The following is a 21,632-nucleotide window of genomic DNA, read 5'->3' as shown; positions in this document are numbered from 1 at the left end:
GGTATGAGCGAATTGCGTGCCGAGACCCGTGCTGTCCACCTGCCCAGGCCTGTGATCAGCGGAAGCGTGCCGATCTCGGTGCCGATCTACCAGACCTCCGGCTTCGTCTTCGACGATCCCGAGGTCTTCGCCGACGGCATGGGCAGACCCGACGGGGCCTTCGTGTACGGCAGGCTCTCGAACCCCACGGTGCGCTCGCTGGAGGAGGCCGTGGCCGGCCTGGAGGGCGGTGTCGCGGCCGTCGCGACCGCCTCGGGCATGGGCGCGATCAACTCGGTGCTGCTCGGCCTGCTCAAGCCCGGCGACCACCTGATCGCCCAGAAGGCGCTGTACGGCGGGACCGCCGCGATGATCAACGACCTCGTGGCCCGCTTCGGCATCGCCGTCAGCTACGTCGCCGAGGACGACCCCGCGGCCCTGCGCGCGGCGGCCCGCCCCGAGACGAAGCTCGTCTACCTCGAGACCATCGCCAACCCCGTCTGCCAGGTGGCCGACCTGCCCGCGATGTGCGCGGCGGCCAAGGAGCTCGGTCTGCTGTCCGTCGTCGACAACACCTTCGCCTCGCCGGTGCTCTGCCGCCCGCTCGAACACGGCGCGGACATCGTCGTCCACTCGACCACGAAGTATCTGTCGGGGCACACCGACGTGCTCGGCGGGATCGCCGTCTTCGCCGAGGACGCGCTCTACCGCAAGGTGTGGCACTTCGCGATCGAGCTCGGCTCGACCCCCGACCCCTTCGCCGCGTGGCTGACCCTGCGGGGCATGCAGACGCTGCCGCTGCGGATGGAGCGGCACTGCGCCAACACCCGCGTGCTGGCCGGCAGGCTCGCCGAGCACCCCGCGGTCAGCGCCGTGCACTGGCCGGGACTGCCCTCGCACCCCTCGCACGACGTGGCCGTCAAGCTGCTGCCCGAATTCGGCGGCGTGTTCTCCTTCGACCTCGTCGGCGGCCGGGCGGCGGGCGAGAAGTTCATGGCCTCGTTGAAGCTGGCGCTGCTCGCTCCCTCGCTGGGCGGGGTGGAGACGCTCGTGCTGCACCCCGCCACGACCTCGCACAGGTCGCTGAGCGCCGAGGAACTGGGACGGCATGGCATCTCCGAGGGGACGGTGCGGGTGGCGGTCGGCATCGAGCACGCGGAGGACCTCTGGGCCGACTTCGCCCAGGCCCTGGACGGAGCCCACTAACGAGCTGGTGCGTGATAGCTGCGGGCTGGTGCAGGGCGTTGAAGCGGATTCCTTGCGCTGCTGACCGGACAGGCGGTCTGAGGCAGCTCCGCTCAGCGTTGCCGGACCGCGACGACCGGCTCTGCGGCTACTTCAGCAGATTGCGCTCCTTGAGCGCCCGGACCACGTCCTCTGGACCCCCAGACGACGCCCGTCAACGAGCAGGTGGGCGGGGCCTCGTCGTGCGCGCTGCTACCTGCTACCGGTCTGGTCAGGGCACGTTCTACGGTGCAAGCAGGGGTACTTCCGGCAGCAGGCACGTGACGGTCAGGGCGCCAGATCCGCCCGATCGCGCCGGAAGAGCAGGAAGGAGTGAGCGTGACGTCCACACCGGCCACTCCCACGCCCGAGCAGGTGCGCGAGCTGGCCACCCGCGCTGAGGAGCTGGCGGCCGCCATCGACACGCTGGCGGGCGAACTCTCCCAGACCGACCCTGCAGGCCGTGCCGGATTCCGGCTGCCGGATGCGGCCGGCCTCGTCCGCCAGGCCGCCAGCGAGCTGTTGGATACCGCCGCCGATCTGACCCGCCTCGGCCGCCGCCCGTTCACCTTCTGCAGCATGGGAGGCGGAGTGTGCCCCGAACACGGCGACACCCTCGCCTCGATCGGCAGCACGACCCGCTGCACCGTCCGTGGATGCGCCCGCACATGGGGCTACGGCCATGAGAAAGCGCCGTGCGCCGAGCTCGCCACGCACCGCCTCATCGACGCCAGCGGGGTCGAGACGCTGGTGTGCGCCGGGCACGCCGTCGATGCCCGCAACAGCGGCCTCCGCGTGGAGCCGTTCACGCCTTGACCACACGCCCCTCCTGCGGCTCGGCGAGCCACCTGCGCGAGCAACTGCTCGGTCTGGCTGACGACGTCTTGTTCGTCGGTGGAGCAGCGGGCGTACCCGATGCGAGGGGCGTTCACGCCCTCCGGTGTCCGGATAAAACTTCGCGGAGCGAGCCAATATTCATTTGACCGGTCAGTCAATTGAATATAAGAATGACTCTATGGAAAGTGGGGTCAGACGTCCGTACCGCATGGGTGCCCGTGCCGCGGCCCTGGAGGTCACGCGTACGCGCGTGCTGGAGGCGGCGGCCGCGCTGTGGATGCAGCGGTGGTACGACGACGTCACGCTGCAGCACGTCGCCGATGAGGCGGGTGTGTCGGTGCAGACGATCGTCAACCACTTCGGTGGCAAGGATGGGCTGGCCGACGCCGTCGCCGACTGGGTGGCGTCGCAAGCGGCGGCCACCCGTCAGGCGCCGACCGGTGATGTAGTGGCGATCGTGGCCGCGCTGTTCGAGGACTACGAGCGGCACGGCGAGGCCAACGTGCTCTGGACCGCGCAGGTCGACCGTGTCCCGGCGATCGCCCGGGCTGCCGCTCACGCGCGCGGCCAGCATCGGGCGTGGCTGGAACGGCTTTTCGCCGACCGCCTCCCGGCCCCGGGCCCCGCCCGCGAGCACGCGCTGAACCTGCACTACGCCGCCACCGACGTCTGCCTCTGGAAGCTGTGGCGGCGCGACCTCGGCCTGTCGCGTGAGGACGCCGAACGTGCCATGTGTGACCTGTTGACCTCAATCGACCCGCGAAAGAGGAACCATGAGTAGCAATTTCCTGTTCGCCACCTGGTCCGGCGGCGGAGCCGTGCCGCCCACCCTCTCGGTTGCCCGCGCGCTGCGCGAACGCGGCCACGGCGTCCGGGTGCTGGCCGACAGGTCGCTGCACGACGAGGTCGCCGCCAGCGGCGCGGAGCCGATCGCCTGGACGACGGCGCCCCAGGGCGACACCGCCGATCCGGCCGACGACGTCCTCAAGGACTTTGAGGCCCGCACGCCGATGGGCGCATTCGCGCGGCTGCGGGACCGCCTCGTCTGCGGACCCGCGGCCGACTTCGCCCGGGACACCATGGCCGAGCTGCGCGCCCGTCCAGCCGACGTGCTGGTCGCCGACTTCTCGCTGCTCGGCACGATCACCGCAGGCGAAGCCGCCGGGATCCCGGTGGCCGCTCTGGGGACAACCCTTTATCCGTTCCCCACCCCGGGAGCGCCACCGTTCGGTCCGGGATTCAGACCCTCCACCGGCGTGCTGGGGCGCCTGCGCGATCGAATCCTGACGGAGCTGACCATCAGACCGTGGGCCAAGGGACTGCCAGCGCTCAACGCCGCCCGCACCGCCAACGGCCTGGCGCCGGTGGATTCGGTCATCGACGCGTTCGGCCGCGTCGACCGGTTCCTCGTGCTGTCCCCCCGTGCGCTCGACTACCCCAGCCGACGTTTCCCGTCCTACGTTCGCCACGTCGGGCCACGGCTCGACGACCCCGCCTGGGTCGGGGAACTGGCGCTGCCAGCGGGGGATGCGCCGCTGGTGCTGGTCAGCCTGAGCTCGACGTTCATGGACCAGCGCATATTGCTCGAGCGGATCGCCGAAGCCCTCGGCGCGCTGCCGGTGCGCGGGCTGCTGACCACCGGCCCGGCCGTGGACCCGGCGACAGTTCGTGCGCCCGGCAACGTCCTGGTCACCGCAGCCGCCCCGCACAGCGCCGCGCTGCAGCACGCCGCAGTGACGATCACGCACGCCGGCCACGGGACGGTCGTCAAGTCCCTGGCCGCGGGCGTTCCCCTGGTCTGCGTGCCGTTGGGGCGAGACCAGCGCGAGGTGGCACGGCGCGTCGACCTCGCCGGTGCAGGGATCACCGTGAGCAAGAGCACCTCACCCCGCGCAATCGCCCGCGCGGTCGACCGAGTCCTGCACGACCCGTCCTACCACCGCGAAGCGCAGCGACTGGCGGCCGAGATCGCCGCCGAGACGGCCACCGACCGAGTGGTCGCCGAACTCGAGGCCCTCACCGAACGAGCGACCGACAGGGACGAGGGCACCCCCGGATGCGATACGGCCGAACCGTCCGGGCCATCACGGACGTTGTCGAACTGACCCCGCACACCGGCGGCCGCACGCCATCGCCGGCCTGGTATCCGACCGCGCCAGCATGCGGTAGCCACGGCCGGCAGCTCAGTCCAGCACGTCACGATCCCTGTCACGCACCAACTCGTAAGTAGGCCTCGCGGACCCACCCCGCGAACTCCTCGTCGAGGTCCTCGCATCCGCGCAGGTGGAAGCGGTGCACGAACAGCTGGTCGGTGTAGCGCGTGGCCCCGCCGAAGCGGGGGTCGTGGACGATGCGGCGCAGGCCGAGATACCCGGTCAGGCCGTGGCTGGTGCGGCGGGCTCCGGCGAAGTCTCGGCGGGGGCCGCGGAAGGTCATCGAGGTGGCGGACCTGACACAGGTCACGGGACCACAGGACTCCACCAGTTCGACGAAGCGTTCGCACAGGTTCGATTCCATGTTCGGAAAGCTACTCGACGGGTCCGACGGTTTGACGGGGCGCTTAGTTATTTAGGAAACTTCCTAAGTGCTGACGACTCTCCGAGCGCTCGCGAGCGAGCCGAGGCTGCTGATCCTCGACTGGCTCAAGGACCCCGTCGCCCACTTCCCTCCACAGGTCGACGGCGATCTGGTGGAGGACGGCGTCTGTTCGATCTTCATCGCTACCAAGCTCGGCATGACCCAGCCGAGCGCCACGGCGCACCTGAAAATCCTGGAAAGGGCAGGGCTGATCCGCGGCACGAAGATCAAACAGTGGGTCTTCTACCGGCGTGACGAGGCGCGGATAGCCGACCTGAAGCGGACGATCGAGCGGGAGCTGTGATGACGGTTTCGTATGACGACGTGCTGGCGGCGGCGCGCAGGATCGAGGGACGCGTGCTGCGGACGCCGGTCATCGAGATCGCCGAAGGATTGTTCCTCAAGCTGGAGGGGCTGCAGCATTCGGGCTCGTTCAAGGTGCGCGGGGCGTTCAACAGGATGCTGTCGGCCCACGTGCCCGCCGCGGGCGTGATCGCCGCCAGTGGGGGCAACCACGGGCTCGCCGTCGCCTACGCGGCGAGGGCGCTCGGCGTGCGGGCCGAGATCTTCGTGCCGGTGGTCTCCAGCCCCGTGAAGGTGGCGGGGCTGCGGGCGCTCGGCGCCGAGGTCACCCAGACGGGGGCGATCTACTCCGAAGCCGCGGGCGCCGCTGCCAAACGGGCGGCCGAGACGGGGGCGCTGGAGGTGCATGCCTACGACCATCCCGCCGTGGTGGCGGGGCAGGGCACGCTCGGGCTCGAAGTGATGGAGCAGACGGGTGGCGTCGACACGATCCTGATCGCGGTCGGCGGCGGCGGCTTCGTCGCGGGCGTCACCGTCGGCGCCGGGGCCGGAGCGGGGGCCGTGGCTCCGGGTGGAGCGGCCGCCGTGCGAGTCGGTACGGCGGGCGCCGTCAATGAAGGCGGGCACGCGCCCACGATCGTCGCGGTCGAGCCCGAGCTGATCCCCACGCTCCATGAGGCGCTGAAAGCGGGCGCGCCCGTCCCGGTGGCGGTGAGCGGAGTCGCCGCCGACGCGCTGGGGGCCACCCGCCTCGGCGACGTGGCCTACGAGATCGTCTCCAAGGCGGAAATCCAGAGCCTGCTGGTGTCCGACGACGCCATCGAGGCCGCCCGCCGTACCCTCTGGGCCGAGCACAGGGTCGTCGCCGAGCACGCGGGCGCGACCGCATACGCGGCGCTGCTGTCGGGCGGTTATGCCCGCGGCCGCGGTGAGCGGGTCGCGGTCGTGGTGTGCGGCTCCAACACCGACCCCGCCACCCTCGCGTGAGCCGTCAAGGTTCGGGTGCCGACCCCGCGCCCCTGGTGTGAGCCACCAGGGGCGCGGGGCCGCACCTCGGCGGCGTGGGGGCGGGCGTCAGCTGTAGGCGTGTTCCGGGGCGGGGAACGCGCCGGAGGCCACCTCGGCGGCGAAGGAGCGGACCGCCCTGTCCATCTCCGTCCCCAGATCCGAGTACGCCCTGACGAACTTGGCCGGATTCGGCGTCAGGCCCATCAGGTCCTGCCAGACCAGCACCTGTGCGTCCGTGCCCGCGCCGGCCCCGATGCCGATCGTCGGGATCGCCAGCGACATGGTGACTCGCTCGGCCAGGTCGGCGGGCACGCACTCCAGCACGACCGCGAAGGCCCCCGCCTGCTGCAGGTCCTTGGCGTCGGCCATGAGCTCGTCGCCCGCCTGGCCACGCCCCTGCACCCGGTACCCGCCGAAGGCGTTGACCGACTGCGGCGTGAGGCCGAGGTGCGCCATGACCGGCACGCCCGCCGAGACCAGCGCCTCGACCTGCGGCAGGACCCTGCGGCCTCCCTCCAGCTTGACCGCGTGCGCTCCCGCCTCCTTCATGAACCTCGCGGCGGACTCCAGCGCCTGCGCGGGCGACGCCTGGTAGGAGCCGAACGGCAGGTCGGCCACCACCAGCGCCCGCGAGGAGCCGCGCACCACGGCCGCGGTAAGCGGCAGCAGGTCGTCGACGGAGACGGGGAGCGTGGAGTCGTAGCCGTAGACGACCATCGCCGCCGAGTCGCCGACGAGCAGGACGGGGATGCCCGCCTCGTCGAACACGCGGGCCGTCATCGCGTCGTAGGCGGTCAGCATCGGCCACTTCTCGCCGCGCTCCTTGGCCGCCGCGAGGTCGCGGACGGTGACCCTGCGCCCGGAGGCGCCGCCGTACAGGGAAGAGGACATGGGTGTAACCCTCCAGAGGCGTCTCGAGTCGCCCCAGCGGCGTACCCGGACTCCTCCGATGATGACATGCGGCGAAAAGTGTCGGTGCCTAACGAGAGAATGGGGGCGGAGGTAAGCAATAAAAATGGCTATCGAACCTTACCGTCGTCTACTCAGGCTCCCAGGTGTCCGCACGTTGTTGCTGGTCGGACTGCTCGCCAGGATCCCCGCCACGGCAACGGCCATGGCGTTGACCCTGCACGTCGTGAACGGCCTGAAACTCGGCTTCGCCGAGGCGGGCGTGGTCGCCATGGCCAGCACCATCGGCATGGCCGTCGGCTCGCCGCTGTCGGGAAGGTTCGTTGACAAGCACGGCCTTCGCCCCGTGCTGGCCGTCACGACGGTCGCGCAGGCGGCGTTCTGGGCGACGGCGTGGCTGCTGCCGTTCGCCGCGCTGGTACCGGCCGCGGGCGTCGCGGGGCTGCTGGCGCTGCCGATCTTCAGCGTGATCCGCCAGTGCCTGGCCGCGATGGTGCCCGTCGACCAGCGCAGGATGGGTTTCTCGCTCGACTCGATGATGGTCGAGCTGTCCTACATGACGGGTCCCGCGCTGGCCGTCGCCGGCATCACCACGCTGGGCAGCCCATGGACGATGACGGTGATCGCCGTCGGCCTGGCCGGCGCGGGCACGGCGCTCTTGGTGCTCAACCCGCCGGTCAGGTCCGCGGCGGAGATGGAGGAGGCGACGGAGAAGGTCTCCCGCCGCCAGTGGCTGACCCCCTCGCTCATCGCGCTGTTCGGCACGGTCACGGCGGCCACGTTCGTCCTCACCGCGACCGAGCTGTCGCTGGTGGCCACGCTCGAGCACGCCGCTCAGACCGAGTGGATCGGGCTGGCCGTGGGCATCTGGTGCGTCTACTCGCTCGTCGGCGGTTTCGTGTACGGCGGGCTGGCGCGCGGCTTCCCCACCCTCCTGCTGACCGGCCTGATGGGCGCTCTCACGATCCCCGTCGGCCTGGTCGGCGGCGACTGGCGGTGGCTGGTGGTCGCGCTGCTGCCCGCCGGTGTGCTCTGCGCGCCCGCACTGTCGTCCTCCATCGACACCCTCAGCCGGTGGACCCCCGCGGCCGCGCGCGGCGAGGCCATGGGCCTGCACGGCACCGCCCTGCTGATCGGGGGCGCCATGTCCGCGCCGATCGCGGGCGCCGTGATCGACGCGCACGGGCCGAGTTGGGCGTTCGCCGTCGCGGGGCTGGTGGCCGTGGTGATGGTGCTGGTCGCGCTGCCGTTCTGGAGGCGGACGCCGCAGCGGGAGGTCGCGCCCGAGCCGGAGCCCGTGAACGCCTGAATCCACAGGGGCTCCCACTTATGAAACGACACCGTTGCGTATCGAAATAAGTTGCGCTACGGTGACGTTGCGAAACTCTTCCGTATCGAAATTTGGAGCCCCTGATGGAACCGCAGACGGGCCATCCCCGGCGCTGGGCGATCCTCGGCGTCCTCGTCTTCAGCCTGCTGGCAGTCGTGCTGGACAACACGATCCTGAACGTCGCGATGAAGACCATCGCCGACCCCGTCCAAGGTCTGGGGGCGACACAGAGCGAGCTGGAGTGGGCGATCAACTCCTACACGCTCGTCTTCGCAGGCCTGCTCTTCACCTTCGGCGTGATCGGTGACCGTACCGGCCGCAAGAGGATGTTGTTCATCGGTATGTTGCTGTTCGGCCTGGCCTCGCTGGCCAGCGCCTACTCGCAGGATCCGATGCAGCTCATCATGGCTCGCGCCGCGATGGGCATCGGCGGCGCGGCGATCATGCCGGCCACCCTGGCCATCATCTCCAACGTCTTCCCGCCGCAGGAACGTGGCAAGGCCATCGGCGTCTGGGCGGGCGGCGTCGGTCTGGCGGTGGCGATCGGCCCGATCACCGGTGGCTTCCTGCTCGAGCACTTCTGGTGGGGCTCGGTCTTCCTGATCAACGTGCCGATCGTGCTGATCAGCATGGTGCTCATCGGCACCGTCGTCCCCGAGTCGCGTGACCCCAGGCCGTCCAAGCTCGACCCCGTCGGCGTGGTGCTGTCGATCATCGGGCTGGTCGCCGTCGTCTACGGCATCATCCGCATGGGCGAGCTCGCCACCGTCGCCGACGCGGAGGTGCTCGTCCCGACGATCTTCGGTGTGCTCGTCCTGGCCGCGTTCGTCTGGTGGGAGCGGCGCATCGACCACCCTGCCTTCGACGTGCGCAACTTCAGCAACGTCCGCTTCAGCTCGGCCATCGGCATGATGGGCATCGTCTTCTTCGCGATGATGGGCGGGATGTTCTTCCTGACGTTCTACATCCAGATCGTCAGGGGCTACAGCCCGGTCGAGGCCGGCGCGCTGATGATCCCGTTCGCCGCCGCGCAGCTGATCTTCGCCCCGCTCAGCCAGCGGGTGAACCAGCGCTTCGGCGCCAAGGCCGCCTCCACGGCCAGCATGCTCGTGGTCACCGCCGCCCTGGCCGGCTACGCGCTCTTCGACAGGAGCACCCCGATCTGGCTGATGGAGGCCGTCTTCTTCATCCAGGGCGCCGCGATGGCCAACATCATGCCGCCCGCGACCACCGCGATCATGGAGGCGCTGCCGAGGGAGAAGGCGGGCGTCGGCTCGGCCATGAGCAACACCGTCCGCCAGGTCGCGGGCGCGCTGGGCGTGGCCGTCCTCGGCTCGGTGCTGTCGTCGGCCTACCGCGGCGAGATCGCCCCCGCCCTGGCCGCCCTCCCCGAAGGTGTACGGCACGCGGCGGGCGAGTCCATCATGCGCACCGTCCCCGCGGCCCAGGGCAACCCCGCCATCTTGAACGCCGCCTTCGACGCCTTCATCGACGGCATGCACACCACGGCCATGGTCTCCGCGGTCATCGCCCTGGTCGGCGTGGTCGTCGTGGTGATCTGGATGCCGGGCAAGGCGCGCGCCGTTGTCAAGGTCGAAGAGAAGGAACCAGCGGTAGTCTGAGGCGGCGATGACGACGACAGAGACCGGCACGGCCCGCCCCGCAGGCCGTCCGCGCAGCGAGAAGGCCGAGAAGGCGATCATCGAGGCGACGCTCGATCTGATCGGCGAGGGGATGGGAATCTCCGAGCTGTCCATCGAGGCGATCGCTTCGCGGGCCGGGGTCGGCAAGACGACCATCTACCGGCGCTGGTCCAACAAGGAGGACCTGGTCGCCGACGCGCTCGCCTCGCTGAAGGCGCCAGTGCCCCAGCTCGCGGGGGTCTCGGTGCGCGACGACATGGTGGCCCTGCTCGACACGATGATGCGCGAGTCGGGGCATGCCCGCACGCGCTGCGTGATGAACATCGCGATGAGCGAGTCCGACCGCTATCCGGAGCTGTTCGCGAAGTTCATGAAGCAGGCCGTCGAGCCGCGCACGGCGGCCATGGTGGCGGTGCTCGAACGCGGCATGCGGACCGGCGAGCTGCGGGCCGACCTGGAGACGCGGCTGGCGCTCGGCACGCTGGCGGGCACGATGATGTGGCACCTCAAGCGCGCCAAGGACGACGGTGACCTGCCCGACGACCTGCCGGCCCGCATCGTCGACAACGTACTGCGCGGCCTGGCGGCCTGAGCTCGGTCATGCCGGGCGCGGGCTGCCCGGCTGAGCCCGGTCCGCCGTGCGCGGGCTGCCCAGCATGAGTCCGGCTGTGCTGGGCGGGGCTGTCCGGCCTGAGCCCCGGTTACGCCGGGCACGGGGTTGCCCGACCGTGACGCGCGGTCGGGCGGTCAGGACAGCGGCCCGCGGGGGTGGGCCGCTGTCCAGACCGCCACCAGGCGAGCGGCACCCCGCCGCACCGCCGGACGATCTCCCCACGCGATCGCGGGCTCGCCCGGCGCAGGGGAGTCGCCGATGGCGCTCTCCAGAAGACTGCCCGGCTCGTCCTCAGCCATGGACTCCAGACACCCCACACCACGTCGACCAGCCGGTCGACGCCACCGCGCGGGTCGAGGGTGTGTTGCGGGGCGGCGTCGGTCACCGTACGGCCGAGGGGGCAGCGGTGCGACGGTCATCGTACGGCCGAGGGCGCGGCAGCCGATCCGGTCGCCTGCCGACACGAAGGCGCACGATCTTCCGTGGAGGAGGCCCTAGGCAGAACGTGAGCAATGTTCTAGTCTCGCCGCCATGCCCCTCATCGCCCGAAGGACGCTGACGCTCTTAGGCGTGGTCCTCGCCCTGCTCCTACCTGCCGGCGCCGCACTGGCCCATGAGGAGCGGGAGGTGAAGCTGCCGGACGGATCGGGGACCGTCCCCGTCTACCGGCAGGGGGAACCCGATCTCTTGGTCTGCAAGACGGATAAATCAGACTTCCAGCGGCGAATCGCGAAATTTCCGGCCGATCTGAAGCAGCGGAACCTCGCCCTCTTCGCCCGATGCCAGAAGGAGGGCGTCAGGCACCTCCAGGACGCGGTCGACCGGGTCGACAAGCCGGGCATGAACATCGCCATCCTGCCCGGCCTCTACCTGGAGGAGCCCGGCCAGCCGCAGCCCGAGGGCGACTGCACCAAGCTCAAGGCCCGCCAGTCGAGCTGGGGCTACCAGATCCTCTCCTACGAGCAGCAGGTCCAGTGCCCGCACAACCAGAACCTGGTCGCCATCCTCGGTAAGAAGGATCTCCAGATCGAGGGCACCGGCGCCGGTCCCCTCGACGTCGTCATCGACGCGCAGTACCGCAAGCTCAACGCCATCCGCGCCGACATGACCGACGGCGTCTACTTCAGGAACTTCACCGCCCAGCGCACCACCTTCAACTCCCTCTACATCCTGGCCACCGACGGCTTCGTCATCGACAACATGCTGACCAGGTGGAACGACGAGTACGGCTTCCTCACCTTCGCCAGCGACCACGGCCTCTACACCGACTGCGAGTCCTACGGCAACGGCGACTCAGGTCTCTATCCCGGCAGCGCCTCCAACATCAACGACGGCCGCGGCCACGAGGTGCCGCGCTACTCCATCGAGATCAGGCGCTGCAAGAGCCACCACAACATGGTCGGCTACTCCGGTACGGCGGGCGACTCCGTCTACGTCCACGACAGCGAGTTCTGGGGCAACCTCGCCGGCGCCACGATGGACAGCGCCTTTCCCGGCCACCCCGGGCTCCCGCAGAACCACGCCAGGTTCGAGAACAACAAGATCTACGACAACAACGCCACCTACTACGACTACGTCAAGGACGGCACCTGCGCCAAGCCGCCCGCCGAGCGCGGCTACGAGAAGGGCGTGGTCTGCCCGCAGATCGGCCTGCCGCCCGGCAGCGGCATCATCACCGGCGGCGGCAACTGGAACGTCTTCAGGAACAACTGGATCTGGGGCCACGACAACGCCGCCTTCAACCTGCTGGCGGTGCCCGCCTTCATCAGGGGCGAGCAGTCGTGGGACAAGCAGTTCGACACCTCGCACGACAACCTCTACGCCGGCAACCACCTGGGCGTCTCCCCGGCGGGTGAGAAGCGCGCCAACGGCGCCGACGTCTACTGGGACGGCCAGGGCAGCGGCAACTGCTGGGAAGGCGTGCGTGTCAGCAGCCCCGGAGCGCTTCCCTCCTGCGGCGCGAGCGGTCCCGCCAGGGTGGTGGCCGAGCCGGTCAAGCTCGTGCAGATGTACCTGTGCAACGACTACAGCATCGGCGATCGCCGTCTGCCCGGCGGGTGCTGGTGGTTCGGCTCCAGCGGCCTGGCCAGGGTGGAGGTGCAGCTCGCGCTGGGCGGCTCGCTGGTGCTCGCGCTGATGGCCGTCCTGCTGTGGCGGCGCCGCCTGCGCTCGCGGTGGGCGCTGCCGCTGACGCTCGTCGGCCTCGCCGGGCTGACGCTGGACGTGTTCGGGGCGCTGGACGCCTACACGGTGCTGCCCGCCGCCGCGCTGGCGCTGACGGGGATCTGGCTGCTCGGGTCGGGGCTCATCATGCGCGGGGCCTTCGGCTGGTTCGGCGTCGTGCTGGGCGTCCTCCACCTGGTCGACGCCTTCGACAAGGCGGTGTGGATGCTGCCGCTCCTGCCGATCGGGCCTGGCTGGATCCGCGGGCTGCTCACGGGGGTGTGGGTGCTGTGCGCGGTGGTCGCGGTCGCGCCCCGCCGTACGGCCAAGGCGGCGGAGGTGCCGGCGTGAGACGGGTGGCGGCGCTGGTCGCGGTCGTGCTGCTGGTCACGGGGTGTGGATCGCTGCCGGAGACGCATCACAGGCCGGGCACGGGACACGAGGTCGCGACGGGGGCGCCCGCGGCGGGCGCCCCGCATGCGGAGATCACGATCTCGGGAGGGAAGGTGACGCCGCCCTCCGGCTGGCTGGAGGTGAAGCGCGGCCAGACCGTGACCCTCACCGTGACCAGCGACGTCGCCGACGAGCTGCACGTGCACGGGTTCGACATCGCCAGGGAGCTAGAGCCGGGCAAGGCCGCCGGCATCAGTTTCGAGGCGGACATGACAGGTGTGTTCCAGGTGGAGACGCACGAGAGCAAGCTGGTGCTCATCCAGCTGGCGGTCACGTGACAGGCGTGCTCGCGCACGGGGTCGGCAGCCGCAGCGACCTGCCGATCCCGCTCTTCTACGCCTACGCGGGGGCGTTCGCGGCGCTGGTCGTGTCGTTCCTCGCGCTCGGGCTGCTCTGGGCGGACTCCCGCTTCAGCGGCGACAGGGCGGGCAGGGCGCTGCCGTGGCGGCCACCCGCCAGGGCGGCGCGCGTCATCACCGCGCTCCTGGCGCTGTACACGCTGGGCTGGCTGCTCCTCGCGCCCGCCGAGGACAACGCCGCGCCGTACCTGATCTATGTGGTCTTCTGGGTGGGGCTGGTACCCGCTTCGCTGCTGTTCGGGCCGGTATGGCGGCTGGCCAACCCGTTCAGGCTGCTGCCCGACAGGCCGCGCCGCGCGCTGCCCGAGCGGCTCGGCTACTGGCCCGCGGCCGCGGGCCTGACCGCCTTCACCTGGATGGAGCTGGTCTCGCCCGAGCCTGCCGCGACGGCGACGCTGTTGATCTTCCTCCTCCTGTACGGCACGGCGACGGCCGCCGGCACCCTGACGTACGGCCACGCGTGGCTCGACAAGGGCGACCCCTTCGAGGTCTACTCCACGCTCGTCGGCCACCTGTCGCCGCTCGGCAGGCGGGCGGACGGGACGCTGGTCGTGCGCAGCCCCTTCAACGGCCTCGACGCGATCGCCCCCGCGCCTGGCCTTGTCGCGACCGTGTGCGTGCTACTCGGCAGCACGGGATACGACGGCTTCTCCGGCGCGCCCTTCTGGGTGGACGCCTTGCAGACCGGCCCGCTCGGGAGAGCAGGCCTCGGCACGGTCGGCCTGCTCACCGCCATCGGGGGAGTGGCGCTGCTGTACACCGCCTGCCTGTGGGCGGCGGGCCTCATCGGCGGCACCCGCGGGCTGACTCCCCGCTTCGCGCACTCCCTGGTGCCGATCGCGATCGGCTACCTGGTGGCGCACTACTTCTCGCTCTTCGTGATCGAGGGTCAGCGCGCGGCCATCCTCGCCCTCGGGCTGGCTAGCGAGGTGAACGCGGACGTCGTCGGCGCGGGCACCATCGCCGCCGTCCAGGTGCTGGCCATCGTGACCGGTCATGTCCTCGGCGTGGTCGCCGCCCACGACAGGTCGGTGCGGCTGCTCGAACCGGCCAGGGCGGTCGCGGGGCAGATCCCGCTGTTCGTGCTCATGGTCTGCTACACCATCGGCGGGCTGACCCTACTCTTTGCGGCATGAGACGCATCCCTGTCCAGCGGCGCAGCGCCGAGAAGGTCGACCGGATGCTCGACGCGGCGGCCGCGCTGCTGGACGAGGGCGGCTACGACGCGCTGAGCACCAGGACGGTGGCCACCCGCACAGGGATGCCGATCGGCTCCATCTATCGCTTCTTCAGCGACAAGCGCTCGCTGGCCGCCGCGCTGACCAGGCGCAACCTGGAGCAGTTCGTCGCCCGCATCGAGCCGAAGCTGGCCGGCGCCCGCGAGTGGGGTCCCGTCATCGACGCCGTCGTGGACGAGTACCTCGACATGAAGGCCACGGTCCCCGGCTTCGCCGTCCTCGACTTCGGCGACAACTCCGAGGTCGCGCGGACCCTCGCCGACCTGCTCGGCGTGGAGGGGGTCAATCCGATGCTGGTGGCCGTCGAGGCGGCCGACGCCCTGCTCAGGGCCCACCACGACGACGCCGAGCTGGTCGAGGAGACCAAACGGCTGCTGCGCTCCTACCTAGGCCGTCGGCTCCCTCCACCTGTTGGTGATCGGTAGCCTGCGGTCCCTGCCGAAGTTCTTCGGCGTGATCTTCGGGCCGGGCGGGTACTGCCTGCGCTTGTACTCCGCGAGGTCGACCAGCCTGATGACCCTGGCCACCAGCTCAGGGTCGTGCCCCGCCGCGATCAGCTCGGCCGAGCCCATGTCCTTCTCGACGTAGTCGTCCAGCAGCCGGTCCAGCACCTCGTACGGCGGCAGCGAGTCGGTGTCGCGCTGGTCGGGCCGCAACTCCGCGCTGGGCTCCTTGGTGATGGAGTTCTCGGGGATCGGCCGCTCGAGCGGCATGAGGAACGAGGGGTCGGTGTGCTCGTTGCGCCACCTGGACAGCGCCCACACCATCGTCTTCGGCACGTCCTTGATCGGCGCGAACCCGCCCGCGGAGTCGCCGTACAGCGTGGAGTAGCCCGTCGCGAGCTCGCTCTTGTTGCCGGTGGTCAGCACCAGGTGGCCGTGCTCGTTCGACAGTCCCATGAGGATCATGCCGCGCACCCTGGCCTGCAGGTTCTCCGCGGCCAGCCCCGACAGGTCGATCTCCTTCTCGAAGGCGGTGACGATGTCGGCGATCGGCACGACCTGGGAGTTGACGCCCTGCCTGCGCACCAGCTCCCCGGCGTCGCCGAGGGAGTGCTCGGAGGAATAGCGCGAGGGCATCATCACCACGTGCACGCGCTCGGGCCCGATCGCGTCGGAGGCGATGGTCGCCGTCAGCGCCGAGTCGATGCCGCCGGACAGGCCGAGGATCACCGAGCGGAAGCCGTTCTTGGTGACGTAGTCCCGCACCGCGAGGACCAGCGCCTCGTAGACCTCGCCGCTGTCGTCGAGCCTGGGCGCCACCTCGGGCACCTCCTCGGCGTACGGCGCGACGGGCTCGGCCGACAGCACCAGCCGCTCCACCGTGATCGTCGTGCCGTCGCCCGCGTCGAAGGGGAAGACGCCGGGCTCGGCGTCGGACACCGGCAGGTCGAGGTCCACGACGAGCAGCTCCTCGCGGAACTGCCCGGCCCGCGCCACTAGCTCGCCGGAAGCGTCGACGACGATCGAGTCGCCGTCGAAGACCAGCTCGTCCTGGCCGCCGACCTGGTTGGCGTAGGCGAGCGCGCACCCCGCCTCGCGCGCCCTGCGCGCGACGAGCTCCAGGCGGGCGTCGTCCTTCTCCCTCTCGTACGGCGAGGCGTTCGGCACCACGAGCAGCCCCGCGCCCGCCTCACCGACGACGGCGACGGGACCGCCCTCCTGCCACAGGTCCTCGCAGACCGCGATGGCCACGTCGACCCCGTGCAGGCGGAAGATCGGCAGCCGGTCCCCGCGCACGAAGTAGCGGTACTCGTCGAACACGCCGTAGTTGGGCAGGTGGTGCTTGGCCGTACGGGTGACGACCCTGCCCTGGTGGAGCAGTGCGGCGGCGTCGAGCGGCGCGCCCTTGGGCTGGCCGACGCGGGGGGCGAGCCCCGCCCTGTCGACGTAGCCGACCACGACGGGCAGGTCGCCGAGGCCCTCTGCGGCCAGCCGTACGGCGACGTCCTCGAGCGCCTTGACGCTGGCGTCGAGGAAGGAGGTCCGCAGGACGAGATCTTCGACCGGGTAGCCGGTCAGGAACATCTCGGTGAAGAGGACGAGGTGGGCGCCGCGGCCGGCGGCCTCACGCGTCCGTCGGATCAGCATGTCGGCATTGCCGGTGATATCGCCGACGGCCGGGTTTGTCTGAGCCAGGGCGATGCGCAATTGAGCCACGGCCCCAGCCTAGTACCCCAGATTTTTTATCGTCATAGCGACGATAAGTGAAGTTTCATCTTCCCGGGGTCACCAGCCCCGACTCGTAGGCCGCGACCACCAGCTGGGCCCGGTCGAACAGGCCCAGATGATCGAGCAGTTCGGTCACGGCGCCCGCCACCTGACGGTCGGAGACGGCGAGCGTGTGCGCGATCTGCCGGTTGGTCAGGCCGCGGGCGATCAGCTTGAGTACGTCAAGTTGCGTGTCGGGAAGCCCGGCCAGGGCCGGGGGAGCGCCGGGGTCGGTCCTGCCGGCGAAGGCGGAGATGATCCTCGTCGTCAGGGACGGGTCGATCAGCGCGTCGCCGGCCGCGGCCGCGCGCATCGCGGCGACGAGCTGCTCGGGAGGCGAGGTCTTCAGCACGAAGCCGCTGACTCCCGCGCGCAGGGCGGCGTAGAGGTTCTCGTCGGTGCCGAAGGTGGTCATCATGATCACCTTCGGCGGATCGCTGTCGGCGAGGATCCTGCGGGCGGCGGTCAGGCCGTCCAGCCTCGGCATCTGGATGTCCAGGAGGACCAGGTCGGGGCGGGTGTCCCTGACGACCGCGATGGCCTGCTCGCCGTCGGAGGCCTCGCCTGCCAGCTCCAGGCCGGGTTCGGTGTCGATCACGACGCGCAGTCCCGTCCTGACGAGCGCCTGGTCGTCGGCGACCACCACCCGCAGCTCCTTCGCCGGATCCCCGCCTTCGGCAGGCACGAGGCCGGCGGTCCTTCCGGCGGACGGCAGGCCGGAACCCGCCTGGACGGAGAGGGGCGCGGCGACGGGGTCGGCGTCCAGATGGGGCGACTGGGCGAGCATGTCCGCCTCCAGCCGCTGCAGCACGGCCGACGGGTCCAGGCCCAGCTCGTCGCGCCAGATCGCCCGCGCCCGCCTGAGGGTCCCCAGCGCGTCGCCCTGCCGCCCGCTCCGGTAGAGGGCCGTGGCCAGCAGCCGCCATGCCTCCTCCCTGAGCGGGCACGCGCTCGCGTGCGCCTCCAGGTCGGGGACGAGCGAGGTCGACCGCCCGAGGCGGAGTCCCGCGTCGGCTCTCCGTTCGAGGGCGACGAGGCGCAGCTCCTCGAGCCGCCCGCCTTCTGTCGACGCCCAGGTCAGGTCCGCGAACTCGGCCAGCGCGGGCCCCCGCCACAGCCCCAGCGCCTCCTCCATCGAGGCCCACACCTCAGGGGCGGGCCCCTCCATCCGCACGAGCCGCTCGAAGTGCCAGCAGTCCACCTGCTCGGCCGTCGCCCGCAGCGCGTATCCGGGGGGCGCCGACACCAGCACCTCGGCCTCGGAGCGCGGCGCCCTGTCCGGCTCGAGGGCGCGGCGCAGTCTGGAGACGTACCCCTGGATGGTGGACAGGGCCTGTGCGGGCGGCTGTCCTGGCCACAGCTCGTCGATGAGCGTGGTCACGGGCACCGCGCGGCCCCTCGCGACCACCAGTCTGGCCAGCACCGCCATCTGGCGCTGGCCGCCGAGGTCGAGGGGAAGCCCGTCGAGGAGGACCTGGAACGGTCCCAATGCGCTGAAGGTCACCATGGCAGGCGTAAGCGTAGAGCCACCCGTGCGCGCGCGTAATGGCGACATATCCCAAATTTTCAATCAGCTGGGCAGCCAGTGTGTACGGCGAAGGCGGCGGCCCGACCTTCGCCGTCCGTCAACCCTCGCTCAACGCCGCCCTGCGTGCGATCGCGGGGGCCAGCGCCACCCCCGCCGCGGCGGTGACCAGGCCGATGGTGCCGACCGTGAACCACAGCGCGGACGTGCTGATCTCCAACAGCGGCGCCATCAGCGGCGCCATCAGGCCCGCCAGCGCCCACGCGAACCCGAACAGGCCCGCGTACCTGCCGCGCAGGTGGGCGGGGGCCAGCGAGGCGACGATCGCGCCCGAGCTGCCCGCCGTGACGATCTCGCCGAGCGTCCACACCACGACGGTGACCACGAGCGCCAGGGTCGAGGTGACGAACGTGGTCAGCGCGAAGCCGACGCCCATGACGGCGACGCCGAGCGAGAAGGTCCTGGTGGGATCCCTGCGGCCGAGCCAGTCGGACACCAGCGGCTGCAGGACCACGATGAGCACCCCGTTGGCCGCCATCGCCAGGCCGAACTCGGCGGTGCTCAGCCCGACGAGCCCCATGGCGATGGGCAGGGTGGTGAAGGTCTGGGCGTAGACGAGAGCGTCGCCGAGCACGACGACGGTGAAGGCGAGCATCAGCCGGTCGCGCAGCACCTCTCGCATTCCACCGCCCGGCACGCCGGCCTGAGGCTCCGGCCTGGTCTCGGGGACGGCCCGCCACACCAGCACCGCGAAGATCACGCTGCTGACGGCGTCGAACCAGAACAGCCACAGGAATCCCGACTCGGCCAACCATCCGCCCGCCGTCATGCCGACCGCGTAACCGAGGTTGATCGCCCAGAAGAGCAGGCCGTACGCCCTGGGCCGCTCGGCGGGCGAGATCAGGTCGGCCACCAGGGCGCTGGAGGCGGGCCGGTAGGCGTCGATCACCAGGCCGAGCACGAACATCGAGACCAGGATCGCCGGCAGCGTCGTGCTGTAGCCGAGCGCCAGCATCGCCACCGCCGTGGCCAGCATGCCGCCCGCCAGCGTCGCCCTGCGCCCGATCCGGTCGGTGAGCGATCCCGCGATCAACTGCGAGACCAGCTGGCCGCCGCCGAACACCGCCATCACCATGCCCGCGGCGGCCAAGGACAGTCCGCGGGACTGGGTCAGGTACACGCCGGTGAACGGCATCACCATGGTGCCCAGCCTGTTGACCAGGGTGCCGCTCCACAGCGCCCAGAACGGGCGCGGCAGGCCGCCGATCTTCGACTTCAGGAATGACGGCTTCTCAACGGTCGCGGTACTCACGCGGCCAGATTGGCGGCGTTCGATCCGCATCGCGAACCATTTAGGGCAGACTAAAAGGTATGTCCATCGTGTGGACCCTCAAGCCCGAGGACGTGGCCCGCATCAGGTTCGCCTTCTCTCCCGTGTGGGAGCTGGTGGCCAGCCTGCGGACGCTGCGCGACCCCGCCCGGCAGTCCGTCCACCTGCCATGGATCAAGGCGGTTCGTCCGCGCCTGTCCGCACTCGACATGAGCGAGCTGCTCGCGCTGGTCCCACCGAGCGGCTACCTCGCCGACTTCATCACCCCGCCGCCCGACACGCCCCTGCCCGAGTTCGCCACCGAGATCGAGCGGATCCGGATGACGCCGCCCGAACGCGCGGCGGAGGAGGCGGGCGAGGTGGCCGGCTCCGACCCCGCGATCATCGAGCGGTTCAGGTCGGACCCCGCCGCCGGGATCGCCCGCGTGGCCGACGCGCTGGAGGCCTACTGGGAGGCGTGCTTCGCCGAATACTGGCCGCGCGTGTACGGCCTGCTCGAAAGAGACGTCCTGCGCCGCTCCCGCGAGCTGGCCTCCGGCGGGGCGCGCCAGCTGTTCGCCGGGCTCGACCCGTCCATCGTGTGGACGGGCGAGCAGCTACTGATCGACCGGCCGTGGTGCACGGCCGGAGGGTTGCACGGCGACGGGCTCGTGCTGCTGCCTTCGGCGTTCTACTGGCCGAGCGTGGCCGTGATGACCGACCCCTACCAGGAGATGCTCATCTATCCGGTGCAGGGCGTGGGAACGCTGTGGGAGCAGGGGCCTCCGCCCGCGCCCGGCGCGCTGGCCGCCCTCATCGGCCGCAGCAGAGCGCGGATCCTGACCGCGCTTGCCGAACCGGCCACCACGTCGGCGCTGGCCAGGCGGATGTCGCTCAGCCCTGGCGCGGTCAGCCAGCACCTCGGCGTGCTGTCGGCGGGCGGGCTCGCGGTGGGCAACCGCCTGGGCAAGGAGGTCGTCTACCGCCGCACGACCACAGGCGACGCGCTGGCCGCCGGCGCCGCCTGACATCGCGCCAGAGGCGCGCCCGACTGCGGGCCAGAGGCGCCGCCCCGCGCGGGGCCTGGCGGGCAGGGCGGACGCGACGGACGGGCTAGCAGCGGCCCCTGACGTGCTCGGCGGCCAGTGGGTTGGGCGCGGGGGAGGCGCTCGCGGGTGCCGTGCCGTACAGCCTGGTGGTGGTCCGCTGGATCTCGTCGGGGGCGAGATCGACGCCCTCGACGGTCGCGCGCTGGTCGTGCACGTCGGTCACCCGCAGGTCGAACGGGCCCGCGCCCGCGCCTCCCGAGGCCACCCAGTAGCCATCGGAGCCGCGCTCCAGATCGCGCCAGTCGTCGTTCCCGCGGACCTCGACCTTGCGTAGCGGATTGCCGTGATCGAGCACCTGGAGCGCCAGCCAGCCGGCCGTCGAGCCCTTGCGCACCCTGAAGGCCAGCCCGCGGCCGAGTTCGGGGTCGCGGACGGAGTGGTAGGCCACCCTCGCCACGCCCGAGCGCGGGTCGGCGATCCTGGAGAAGGCCGCCGTGCTCAGGTCCAGCTCACCCGACCTGCAGGTGGGGCAGCTGTCGACGACCTCGACGCGAACCGTGCCGCGCGGTCCCTTCACGTCGAGGTAGCCGCCGCACGCTTCGGATCCCGCGTACTCCTCGACCGAGACCGAGGCGTACAGCTCGGCGCCCGTGATCGAGCAGTTGCCCGCCTCGCCCTGGTAGTGCAGCGCCGTGCCCGATCTGGTCGGCTCCACGTCGACGGCCGTGCCCGTCCTGGTCGGCTCCACGTCGGCGGCGGCGCATCCCCCCGCGCGCAGCAGGTTCATCCCCAGCAACGCGACAGCGAGGGCGACGATCGCGGCCGCGCCTGCCGCTCCTCGCCGCCGCCACGTCCCATGTCTCGCGTGTCTGCCCACCATGCTGAATACATAGGGGATTCACG

21 protein-coding genes are annotated in these 21,632 nt (G+C 70.8%); 14 read left to right on the top strand and 7 right to left on the bottom strand.

All coding sequences use genetic code 11. The features are described 5' to 3' along the window. Positions 1–3 precede the first annotated feature (3 nt). The 4 genes from AB0B45_RS03035 to AB0B45_RS03020 all read left to right on the top strand — a co-directional run bounded on the left by AB0B45_RS03035 (position 4) and on the right by AB0B45_RS03020 (position 4,145). Positions 4–1,185 carry an aminotransferase class I/II-fold pyridoxal phosphate-dependent enzyme gene (locus AB0B45_RS03035; protein WP_358124305.1) on the top strand — a complete coding sequence of 394 codons (1,182 nt, stop codon included), beginning with the start codon at positions 4–6 and terminating at the stop codon, positions 1,183–1,185. Between the two features lie 357 nt (positions 1,186–1,542). Then, the gene (locus AB0B45_RS03030) at positions 1,543–2,019 is read left to right on the top strand and encodes a hypothetical protein (protein ID WP_358124303.1); all 477 of its coding nucleotides are present in this window, start codon (positions 1,543–1,545) and stop codon (positions 2,017–2,019) included. A 199-nt stretch (positions 2,020–2,218) separates the two neighbouring features. Continuing rightward, positions 2,219–2,821, top strand: coding sequence for a TetR/AcrR family transcriptional regulator (locus AB0B45_RS03025; RefSeq protein WP_358124301.1), 603 nt, complete (start codon positions 2,219–2,221; stop codon positions 2,819–2,821). Further along, entirely contained in the window at positions 2,814–4,145 is a 1,332-nt protein-coding gene (locus AB0B45_RS03020; RefSeq protein WP_358124298.1) for a glycosyltransferase, read from the top strand. Before AB0B45_RS03025 ends, AB0B45_RS03020 begins: the two co-directional genes overlap by 8 nt. Positions 4,146–4,248: 103 nt before the next feature. On the opposite strand, the gene AB0B45_RS03015 is transcribed toward AB0B45_RS03020, so the two are convergent. Continuing rightward, positions 4,249–4,557 (bottom strand): hypothetical protein, encoded by a 309-nt coding sequence (locus AB0B45_RS03015; protein WP_358124295.1) that lies wholly within the window; start codon positions 4,555–4,557, stop codon positions 4,249–4,251. Positions 4,558–4,624: 67 nt separating this feature from the next. On the opposite strand from AB0B45_RS03015, the gene AB0B45_RS03010 reads away from it, so the two are divergent. Beyond that, a complete protein-coding gene (locus AB0B45_RS03010) occupies positions 4,625–4,921 on the top strand; it encodes an ArsR family transcriptional regulator (RefSeq protein WP_358124292.1) in 297 nt (98 codons plus the stop codon). Beyond that, entirely contained in the window at positions 4,921–5,907 is a 987-nt protein-coding gene (locus AB0B45_RS03005; protein ID WP_358124289.1) for a pyridoxal-phosphate dependent enzyme, read from the top strand. The genes AB0B45_RS03010 and AB0B45_RS03005 overlap by 1 nt, the downstream gene beginning before the upstream one ends. An 87-nt stretch (positions 5,908–5,994) precedes the next feature. Here AB0B45_RS03005 and panB read toward each other — a convergent pair whose 3' ends face one another. Beyond that, complete coding sequence (gene panB, locus AB0B45_RS03000; RefSeq protein WP_358124286.1) at positions 5,995–6,819, bottom strand: 3-methyl-2-oxobutanoate hydroxymethyltransferase; 825 nt, start codon at positions 6,817–6,819, stop codon at positions 5,995–5,997. Positions 6,820–6,943: 124 nt separating this feature from the next. Between panB and AB0B45_RS02995 the strand changes: the two genes are divergently transcribed. The 3 genes from AB0B45_RS02995 to AB0B45_RS02985 all read left to right on the top strand — a co-directional run bounded on the left by AB0B45_RS02995 (position 6,944) and on the right by AB0B45_RS02985 (position 10,402). Further along, a complete protein-coding gene (locus AB0B45_RS02995; protein ID WP_358124284.1) occupies positions 6,944–8,146 on the top strand; it encodes an MFS transporter in 1,203 nt (400 codons plus the stop codon). Positions 8,147–8,250: 104 nt separating this feature from the next. Then, positions 8,251–9,789, top strand: a complete 1,539-nt coding sequence (locus AB0B45_RS02990; protein WP_358124281.1) for an MFS transporter — start codon at positions 8,251–8,253, stop codon at positions 9,787–9,789. A gap of 7 nt (positions 9,790–9,796) precedes the next feature. Continuing rightward, positions 9,797–10,402, top strand: coding sequence for a TetR/AcrR family transcriptional regulator (locus AB0B45_RS02985; RefSeq protein ID WP_358124279.1), 606 nt, complete (start codon positions 9,797–9,799; stop codon positions 10,400–10,402). A gap of 155 nt (positions 10,403–10,557) precedes the next feature. Here AB0B45_RS02985 and AB0B45_RS02980 read toward each other — a convergent pair whose 3' ends face one another. Then, entirely contained in the window at positions 10,558–10,722 is a 165-nt protein-coding gene (locus AB0B45_RS02980; protein ID WP_358124276.1) for a hypothetical protein, read from the bottom strand. 232 nt (positions 10,723–10,954) lie between these two features. Here AB0B45_RS02980 and AB0B45_RS02975 point away from each other — a divergent pair, with 232 nt between their 5' ends. Genes AB0B45_RS02975 through AB0B45_RS02960 form a run of 4 tightly spaced genes read left to right on the top strand, consistent with a single transcriptional unit; the run spans position 10,955 to position 15,061 of the window. Beyond that, the gene (locus tag AB0B45_RS02975; RefSeq protein ID WP_358124273.1) at positions 10,955–12,937 is read left to right on the top strand and encodes a right-handed parallel beta-helix repeat-containing protein; all 1,983 of its coding nucleotides are present in this window, start codon (positions 10,955–10,957) and stop codon (positions 12,935–12,937) included. Then, positions 12,934–13,317 (top strand): hypothetical protein, encoded by a 384-nt coding sequence (locus AB0B45_RS02970; RefSeq protein WP_358124270.1) that lies wholly within the window; start codon positions 12,934–12,936, stop codon positions 13,315–13,317. The genes AB0B45_RS02975 and AB0B45_RS02970 overlap by 4 nt, the downstream gene beginning before the upstream one ends. Continuing rightward, the gene (locus AB0B45_RS02965; RefSeq protein ID WP_358124267.1) at positions 13,314–14,534 is read left to right on the top strand and encodes a hypothetical protein; all 1,221 of its coding nucleotides are present in this window, start codon (positions 13,314–13,316) and stop codon (positions 14,532–14,534) included. Before AB0B45_RS02970 ends, AB0B45_RS02965 begins: the two co-directional genes overlap by 4 nt. After that, on the top strand, positions 14,531–15,061 hold the full coding sequence (locus AB0B45_RS02960) for a TetR/AcrR family transcriptional regulator (RefSeq protein WP_358124264.1): 531 nt from the start codon (positions 14,531–14,533) through the stop codon (positions 15,059–15,061). The genes AB0B45_RS02965 and AB0B45_RS02960 overlap by 4 nt, the downstream gene beginning before the upstream one ends. Here the strand turns inward: AB0B45_RS02960 and AB0B45_RS02955 are convergent. From AB0B45_RS02955 to AB0B45_RS02945, 3 genes are all read right to left on the bottom strand, one after another. Next, entirely contained in the window at positions 15,023–16,795 is a 1,773-nt protein-coding gene (locus AB0B45_RS02955) for an NAD+ synthase (RefSeq protein WP_358124262.1), read from the bottom strand. The genes AB0B45_RS02960 and AB0B45_RS02955 overlap by 39 nt on opposite strands. 55 nt (positions 16,796–16,850) lie before the next feature. Then, positions 16,851–18,353 carry a BTAD domain-containing putative transcriptional regulator gene (locus AB0B45_RS02950; protein ID WP_358124259.1) on the bottom strand — a complete coding sequence of 501 codons (1,503 nt, stop codon included), beginning with the start codon at positions 18,351–18,353 and terminating at the stop codon, positions 16,851–16,853. Between the two features lie 118 nt (positions 18,354–18,471). Then, positions 18,472–19,683 carry an MFS transporter gene (locus AB0B45_RS02945; protein ID WP_358124256.1) on the bottom strand — a complete coding sequence of 404 codons (1,212 nt, stop codon included), beginning with the start codon at positions 19,681–19,683 and terminating at the stop codon, positions 18,472–18,474. A 59-nt stretch (positions 19,684–19,742) separates the two neighbouring features. Between AB0B45_RS02945 and AB0B45_RS02940 the strand changes: the two genes are divergently transcribed. Then, positions 19,743–20,708 carry a DUF5937 family protein gene (locus tag AB0B45_RS02940; RefSeq protein WP_358124253.1) on the top strand — a complete coding sequence of 322 codons (966 nt, stop codon included), beginning with the start codon at positions 19,743–19,745 and terminating at the stop codon, positions 20,706–20,708. Between the two features lie 85 nt (positions 20,709–20,793). On the opposite strand, the gene AB0B45_RS02935 is transcribed toward AB0B45_RS02940, so the two are convergent. Continuing rightward, positions 20,794–21,609, bottom strand: coding sequence for an expansin EXLX1 family cellulose-binding protein (locus AB0B45_RS02935; protein ID WP_358124250.1), 816 nt, complete (start codon positions 21,607–21,609; stop codon positions 20,794–20,796). Positions 21,610–21,632 lie beyond the last annotated feature (23 nt).

Source organism: Nonomuraea sp. NPDC049152, assembly GCF_040648355.1.
Taxonomy (GTDB): Bacteria; Actinomycetota; Actinomycetes; order Streptosporangiales; family Streptosporangiaceae; genus Nonomuraea.
Note: the sequence above shows the minus strand (reverse complement) of the source record. Positions and strands in the feature narration are given on the sequence as shown.

Coding starts and splice junctions, on each gene's coding strand:
- AB0B45_RS03035 (WP_358124305.1), top strand. CDS start 4: ATGAGCGAATTGCGTGCCGAGACCCGTGCTGTCCACCTGCCCAGGCCT.
- AB0B45_RS03025 (WP_358124301.1), top strand. CDS start 2,219: ATGGAAAGTGGGGTCAGACGTCCGTACCGCATGGGTGCCCGTGCCGCG.
- AB0B45_RS03020 (WP_358124298.1), top strand. CDS start 2,814: ATGAGTAGCAATTTCCTGTTCGCCACCTGGTCCGGCGGCGGAGCCGTG.
- AB0B45_RS03015 (WP_358124295.1), bottom strand. CDS start 4,557: ATGGAATCGAACCTGTGCGAACGCTTCGTCGAACTGGTGGAGTCCTGT.
- AB0B45_RS03005 (WP_358124289.1), top strand. CDS start 4,921: ATGACGGTTTCGTATGACGACGTGCTGGCGGCGGCGCGCAGGATCGAG.
- panB (WP_358124286.1), bottom strand. CDS start 6,819: ATGTCCTCTTCCCTGTACGGCGGCGCCTCCGGGCGCAGGGTCACCGTC.
- AB0B45_RS02995 (WP_358124284.1), top strand. CDS start 6,944: ATGGCTATCGAACCTTACCGTCGTCTACTCAGGCTCCCAGGTGTCCGC.
- AB0B45_RS02990 (WP_358124281.1), top strand. CDS start 8,251: ATGGAACCGCAGACGGGCCATCCCCGGCGCTGGGCGATCCTCGGCGTC.
- AB0B45_RS02985 (WP_358124279.1), top strand. CDS start 9,797: ATGACGACGACAGAGACCGGCACGGCCCGCCCCGCAGGCCGTCCGCGC.
- AB0B45_RS02980 (WP_358124276.1), bottom strand. CDS start 10,722: ATGGCTGAGGACGAGCCGGGCAGTCTTCTGGAGAGCGCCATCGGCGAC.
- AB0B45_RS02975 (WP_358124273.1), top strand. CDS start 10,955: ATGCCCCTCATCGCCCGAAGGACGCTGACGCTCTTAGGCGTGGTCCTC.
- AB0B45_RS02960 (WP_358124264.1), top strand. CDS start 14,531: ATGAGACGCATCCCTGTCCAGCGGCGCAGCGCCGAGAAGGTCGACCGG.
- AB0B45_RS02950 (WP_358124259.1), bottom strand. CDS start 18,353: ATGGTGACCTTCAGCGCATTGGGACCGTTCCAGGTCCTCCTCGACGGG.
- AB0B45_RS02940 (WP_358124253.1), top strand. CDS start 19,743: ATGTCCATCGTGTGGACCCTCAAGCCCGAGGACGTGGCCCGCATCAGG.
- AB0B45_RS02935 (WP_358124250.1), bottom strand. CDS start 21,609: ATGGTGGGCAGACACGCGAGACATGGGACGTGGCGGCGGCGAGGAGCG.